The 6,186-nt window shown below is 50.7% G+C and carries 7 protein-coding genes and 1 CRISPR repeat array (1 of these 8 cut by a window edge); all 7 genes read left to right on the top strand.

Annotation, left to right across the window (positions count from 1 at the left end):
- Positions 1-172: 172 nt before the first annotated feature.
- From casA to cas2e, 7 genes are read left to right on the top strand one after another with little or no spacing between them, the layout of a single operon-like run.
- Positions 173-1,810, top strand: coding sequence for a type I-E CRISPR-associated protein Cse1/CasA (gene casA, locus QZN75_RS01105; protein ID WP_292423646.1), 1,638 nt, complete (start codon positions 173-175; stop codon positions 1,808-1,810).
- Positions 1,811-1,821: 11 nt separating this feature from the next.
- A complete protein-coding gene (gene casB, locus QZN75_RS01100) occupies positions 1,822-2,328 on the top strand; it encodes a type I-E CRISPR-associated protein Cse2/CasB (protein ID WP_292423643.1) in 507 nt (168 codons plus the stop codon).
- A 31-nt stretch (positions 2,329-2,359) separates the two neighbouring features.
- Positions 2,360-3,463 (top strand): type I-E CRISPR-associated protein Cas7/Cse4/CasC, encoded by a 1,104-nt coding sequence (gene cas7e / locus QZN75_RS01095; RefSeq protein ID WP_292423640.1) that lies wholly within the window; start codon positions 2,360-2,362, stop codon positions 3,461-3,463.
- Positions 3,456-4,184, top strand: coding sequence for a type I-E CRISPR-associated protein Cas5/CasD (cas5e, locus tag QZN75_RS01090; RefSeq protein WP_292423638.1), 729 nt, complete (start codon positions 3,456-3,458; stop codon positions 4,182-4,184). The genes cas7e and cas5e overlap by 8 nt, the downstream gene beginning before the upstream one ends.
- 3 nt (positions 4,185-4,187) lie before the next feature.
- Positions 4,188-4,868: a type I-E CRISPR-associated protein Cas6/Cse3/CasE gene (cas6e, locus tag QZN75_RS01085; RefSeq protein WP_292423636.1), complete on the top strand. Its 681-nt coding sequence runs from the start codon at positions 4,188-4,190 to the stop codon at positions 4,866-4,868.
- 30 nt (positions 4,869-4,898) lie between these two features.
- A complete protein-coding gene (gene cas1e / locus QZN75_RS01080) occupies positions 4,899-5,765 on the top strand; it encodes a type I-E CRISPR-associated endonuclease Cas1e (protein WP_292423634.1) in 867 nt (288 codons plus the stop codon).
- On the top strand, positions 5,762-6,151 hold the full coding sequence (gene cas2e, locus QZN75_RS01075; protein WP_292423631.1) for a type I-E CRISPR-associated endoribonuclease Cas2e: 390 nt from the start codon (positions 5,762-5,764) through the stop codon (positions 6,149-6,151). Before cas1e ends, cas2e begins: the two co-directional genes overlap by 4 nt.
- Positions 6,152-6,179: 28 nt before the next feature.
- Positions 6,180-6,186: a CRISPR direct-repeat array (repeat unit 29 nt) (it continues 1,488 nt past the right edge of the window).

The raw sequence follows: 6,186 nt of genomic DNA, 5'->3' as shown, positions 1-6,186 counted from the left end.
GTATACCGGTCAGGCCCTCGATCGGACCGGAAAAAAAGTCACGTTCACTTATTCGGCCCGGTTCGGGCTAGTTTTTACATAACGCAGATTGATTTATTTTTTTTTAATAAATTAAAATCAACAGATTAATGGTGGAATCCGCACTACGGGCATATCGTAAGGTGTATGGTAAATGTTGAACTTACTACGGGATCGTTGGATTCCCGTACGATGCCTGGATGGTTCCCGGAAAGTCATCACTCCCGCGGAGATCACCTTAGATTATGGCTCAAATCCTGTTATTTGTCTGGATGAACCCCGCCCGGACTTTAATGGAGCGATGATCCAGTTTCTTATCGGAATTATCCAGACGACTGCCCCTCCAAAATCAGAACGGGAGTGGCTGAGTATGGTGAAGGATCCCCCGACAGTTTCTATTCTTGCAGAAGCCCTCAAGTCGTTTATCCCTGCCTTTGATCTTGATGGGCGCGGACCGCGCTTCATGCAGGATCTCGAATTGCAGGATGGAAACGCAACTTCCATCGACAAACTGTTACTTGAGACGCCGGGGGAGAATACCGTCAAACTGAACCGTGATCTGTTCATCAAACGGGATACGGTCAAAGCGATGTGTCCATCCTGCGCTGCGACGGCGCTGTATACCCTGCAGACCTATGCTCCGGGTAAGGGATCGGGCCACCGAAAGTGTCTCCGTGGTGGCGGGCCGATTACAACCATCGTAACCGGGCGTACTCTCTGGGAACAGGTCTGGTTCAACGTGTTGTCAGAACGTGAGTTTTTAAGGCCAGGTTACCTCGCGAGTTCGAACAATGCCGATAAATTTCCGTGGCTTGCTCCGACACATACGAGCGAGGGGGACACCCCAATCGGTCCTAACGACGTCCATGCATCCCAGGTGTATTTTGGAATGCCGGAAAGGATCCGCCTCGACCCCGATACGATAAAAACCACATCGTGCGATATCTGTGCAGCGCAGAATGTTTCTTGCTACACTTCGTTTTTCCTCAAAAAGCATGGCGTGAATTACCAAGGGGATGTTCCCTGGGGGCATCCCCTTACTCCCTATCGTACAAACGAGAAGGAGCACAAGACCTTTGCAGTCCACACGGACTCTGACGGGATTCTCTATCGCCACTGGCTGGGGATAATGCAGGGCATTTCCTCTAACGATATGCACGTAGAACCCGCCAGAGTTGTCCAAGTCTTCCGTGACCGCAAGATGCTTCACGAATCTGATCTCCCTGAGGGTGATGTGCGTATCTGGTCGTTCGGGTACAAAGTAGATAATTCAAAGGCTGAGTGCTGGTATGAAGCTGAAATGCCGTTTATTCTGGTTTCCGCGGCTATACGGGAACTATATGAGATGCAGATCGCCCAGCTGATCCAGACTGCTGACTATGCTCAAATCCAACTGAAAAAATTTGGTAAAATGGGGATGTACCGCAGACCTGAAAATGTTAAGGGGGATTTCGGATTCTTCGGGACACTGTTCTGGCAGGAGACCGAGGCTGCTTTCTATACGGCGCTCTCCGAACTGGCAAAAAACCTATCAGAATCAGCTGACACACAGGCCGTCAAATTATCTTGGCTTAGAAGTCTGACCCGAGCGTCTCTTGCTATTTATGACCAGTATGCCCAATCGGACACTATTGCAGAGGGCGATCCTAAACGGATCGTAGTAAACCGCAGGAAACTGGAGTATGCGTTGTCCCCGAGAAAGGATGCAGTGCGGAAACTCCTCCAACTCCCCGAGATTAACGAGGACGATATGGCGGTTGTTGCACAACCCGGAGTGATTTCTCCCAGATGAGGTGACACATAATGGATCCACAAAAGACAGTTCCAAATTTTGGCAAGAAAGAAACCAGTATTATCACGGCGTGGTGGGAATCCCTTGCTGCGATCCCGGGTGATCGCGCACGTTTGAGACGGTGCAGGACTCCGGCCCAGGTATGTTTTGAACCGGCGTTCCACCGCCTTATCACGGCTCTTGGACCCGTGGGGGAGAAATCCCCCGACCGGATTGCAGTGATCGCCGGAGTATTGTCGCATGTGAGGACGGATATTCCCTCAAAGAAATTTGCTGCGTTGATGGGATCGACAACCGAGAAGTTGAAAAAAGCCCGTGTCAGTGGACTCCGGTTCCGAAGACTCATCCAGTACCCAGATCGCGAGGGCCTTTATCTGCCCCTGATACGGATGGTTCATCTTGTCGATGACAGTGCCAATGTGGCAGACCTTGCCGGTAGTATTTACTGGTGGAACGAACGGACGAAGAAGGACTGGGCATTTGCCTATTATTCGACTGCACCGAATGACGAAGTGTGACCTGTATTGAAAGAATGAGGAAGTGAAAGAAATGACCGATTTTATCCAACTACATATGCTTGTATCGTATCCCCCGTCGAACCTGAACCGTGACGACTTAGGAAGGCCAAAGACCGCGGTTATGGGCGGTAAGAACCGGCTCCGAATCTCGTCACAGAGCCTGAAACGGGCATGGCGTACATCGGATCTCTTCGAATCCGCTCTTAAAGGGAATCTCGGAGTGAGAACAAAAAGACTGGGAACGGAGATCTTCGAAGCGCTGAAGAAGGGAACCCTCCTCTCAGACAGACTTGCCGGAAAAGATGCCCCGGATGCCCGGATGAAACCCGTTGCAGAAAAGAACGCTCTGAAGATTGCGCAATCGATTGCAGCGGTCTTTGGTAAGGTGAAAAAGGGCGACGAAAGCCTTGAGATCGAGCAGCTCATGCATTTCAGCCCCGATGAGATCAAAGCAATTGACGACCTCCTCGTTAAACTCAGCCAGACGGGCAAGGAACCATCGGAAGACGAGAAAGAACTCCTGATGAAAAAACATTCTGCCGTCGATATTGCCATGTTTGGCAGAATGCTGGCTGACAAGCCCATGTATAATGTGGAAGCGGCTGCCCAGGTGGCGCATGCAATTACGGTCCATGAAGTCGCTGTCGAGGATGATTACTTCACCGCGGTGGATGATCTCAATCGCGGCGATGTAGACCAGGGTGCGGGTCATATCGGAGAGACGGAATTTGCGGCCGGGCTGTTTTACATGTATCTCTGTATCAACCGCGACTTGTGCGTCGAGAATCTTAAGGGAGACGCAGCGCTCACCAAACGGGGCATCCAGGCACTTATTGAAACTGCGGCAAAGGTAGGTCCTGCCGGCAAACAGGCAACATTTGCATCCCGGGCTTATGCTTCTTACATTCTTGCCGAACGGGGAAGCCAGCAGCCCCGTTCCCTATCGGTTGCATTCCTCAAGCCAGCAGGTAATGGAGATATGCTTGATGGGGCAATCACAGCCATCAACGACACCCGCACCAAGATGGATGCTGTCTATGGGAAGACGTCAGACGGGATCTATGAAGTCAATGCTCTGGCTGGCAAGGGAACGCTTACCGATCTGATCAAATTTGCTACGAAAGACCATGTCTAATTTCCTTGTTATTCCCCTCTACACCGGGCTTGCAGCATGGGGGGACATAGCGGTGGGAGAGGTCCGCCCCTCTTATGACCGCCCGTCAAAATCCGCGATCATGGGTCTTGTTGCGGCTGCTCTGGGTATCCGCCGTGACGAGGAGGAGCGACTGCTGGAACTGGCAAAGGGCTATGACATCGCGGTTGTAGTTGAATCCGCCGGGGAACCATTACGGGATTTCCATACCGTGCAGGTACCGAAAACCACGAGCGGGCGTGAACGATTTCTCACCCGCAGGGAAGAACTTGGGGATGATCTATCGAGTCTCAATACCATCGTCACTACCCGGGATTACCGCTGCGATGCGTATTATTTTGTTCTTCTGTCCCCGAGATCGCCCACTCCTCCCTATCCCCTCACCGAGATTGCCGAACGGCTCAGGCAGCCCACGTTTGTTCTCTATCTTGGAAGAAAGTCGTGTCCGATCTGCCACCCCCTTGGATCTATTATTATCACCGCAGACTCGGTCTCTTCAGCAGTCCGTCAGGCACTTACTGCCCTGCGACCCCCGTTCTTCCCCCCTTTGAAGAAAGGTTCTCGTGTGCGGGTGTATTCTGAACGTGCACCTTCACCCGGAGAGAGAGTCGACCAGCGTATTTCCCGCCGCGATGATCTCTCAAGTCGTAAAAGATGGCAGTACTCTGTCCGGCCTGAATATCTCATGAACCTGGAGGTCTGACGGATGTACTTTTCAAGGCTCACCCTGCAGGAGGAGGCGACGAAAAACCCCAAATTCTGGCAGTCCTTTGGAACCAGCTATGCTGTCCACCAGTCTATCTGGAGGGTATTTGATAGTCCTGAAGCGGGCAAGCGGGATTTTATCTATCGTATTGACTCCGTGAAAGGGACACCTGCCATTTACACAATATCCACACGCCAGCCTGTAAATACGGATGGGATTTGGTCAATTGGGTCAAAGCCATACTCCCCGAAACTCTCCAAGGGTCAACGTCTTGGGTTTACTGCACGTATCAACCCGGTTGTCACAAAACAGGATCCAGACGGAAAACGACACCGGCATGATGTAGTCATGGAAGCAAAAACCCTGTTGAAACGCGAGGGGAAAGATTACCGGGAAACCGAACGGCTCTATGATCTCATCCGCCAGGAAGGAACCCGGTGGATGAAAAACCGGGCGGAAAAATACGGGTTTGTTGTTGACGAACCGACGTTGTTCATTGACGCATATCAGCAACACCGGTTCACCAAGGAAAAAGGCAAGCACGACATCAGCATCAGCACGCTTGACTATTCGGGCGTCCTTACCGTTACCGATCCTGACCTCATGCTCAATACCCTCTTCACAGGGATAGGGCACGCCAAAGGGTTTGGATACGGCCTTGTTATGGTCCGACCGTTGTAATTTATGCTACCCCCACTCAAGCCAATTACATTGAAAGAACGATTATCTCTCCTTTTTTTGGAAAAAGGCGAACTGGATGTAATTGATGGGGCATTCGTTCTTGTTGATAAAAACGGGATTAGGACCCAGATCCCAGTGGGCGGTGTCGCATGTTTGATGCTGGAACCTGGAACAAGAGTATCGCATGCTGCAGTTGTTCTTGCTGCACGGGTTGGATGCCTACTGGTTTGGGTTGGTGAGGCCGGAGTCCGGTTTTATTCAAGTGGTCATCCGGGAGGGGCTCGCTCGGATCGTCTTTTGTATCAGGCACAACTGGCACTTGATAACAATGCCAGACTAAAAGTTGCCAGAAAAATGTTTGAGTTCAGATTCCGTGAACCTTTAAAAGAGGATTTATCGGTAGAACAACTTCGTGGCATGGAGGGGGTTCGAGTCAGACAATTATACGAGCAATTCGCTGAAAAGTATCAGGTCCCTTGGACCGGTAGAAGATATAACCCAAAAGAGTGGGGTGGTGGCGATGTTGCCAACCGATGCCTCTCATCTGCGACGGCATGTCTCTATGGAGTAACCGAATCAGCCATTCTTGCTGCAGGATATGCCCCAGCCATTGGATTTGTTCATAGTGGAAGCCCCTTATCGTTCGTCTACGATATTGCCGACCTGTTTAAGACTGATACCATAATTCCTATCGCTTTCGATACTGCATCGAAAAATCCATTACAGCCAGAACGGGAGGTCAGATTATCCTGCAGGGATATGTTCCGGCAGACAAAGATCCTTGAGCGACTCATTCCAACCATTGAGGTGATGCTTTCTGCTGGAGGTCTCTCTCAACCAGAAGACCCCGACTGGACCGTCCCCCCTGCGATTCCAGTCGAGAAGGATGCCGAATGATGGTTATTGTTATTGAAAATGCTCCACCTGCGTTATATGGGCGGCTTTCACTCTGGCTTCTTGAAATTCGCAGGGGTGTTTTCATCGGAGATTATTCAGTAAAAGTCCGAACTATGATATGGGAGACGGTAACCACCGGAATCAATGCTGGTAATGCAATAATGGCCTGGCACGAACCAAACGAGGCCGGATATGACTTCATTACACTTGGCCGCCAGAGAAGAATCCCCTGTAACCTTGACGGTGCGAAACTCATATCTTTTTACCCGGAGAATGACAATTATCGGAACGAGGTCTCCGATGATGCCCCAAGCCCTTATCGTAATTATCCTAATCGCAAAAAAAAACGAAGCGCCTCTAAACTGATGCAGTATGGTGGAGAGTAGATTCTTTCTGCCGTAAATAATTTGAAGAGTGTTCC

Source organism: Methanoregula sp. (assembly GCF_003170075.1).
GTDB lineage: Archaea > Halobacteriota > Methanomicrobia > Methanomicrobiales > Methanospirillaceae > Methanoregula.
This window is presented reverse-complemented; position numbering and strand designations above follow the sequence as displayed.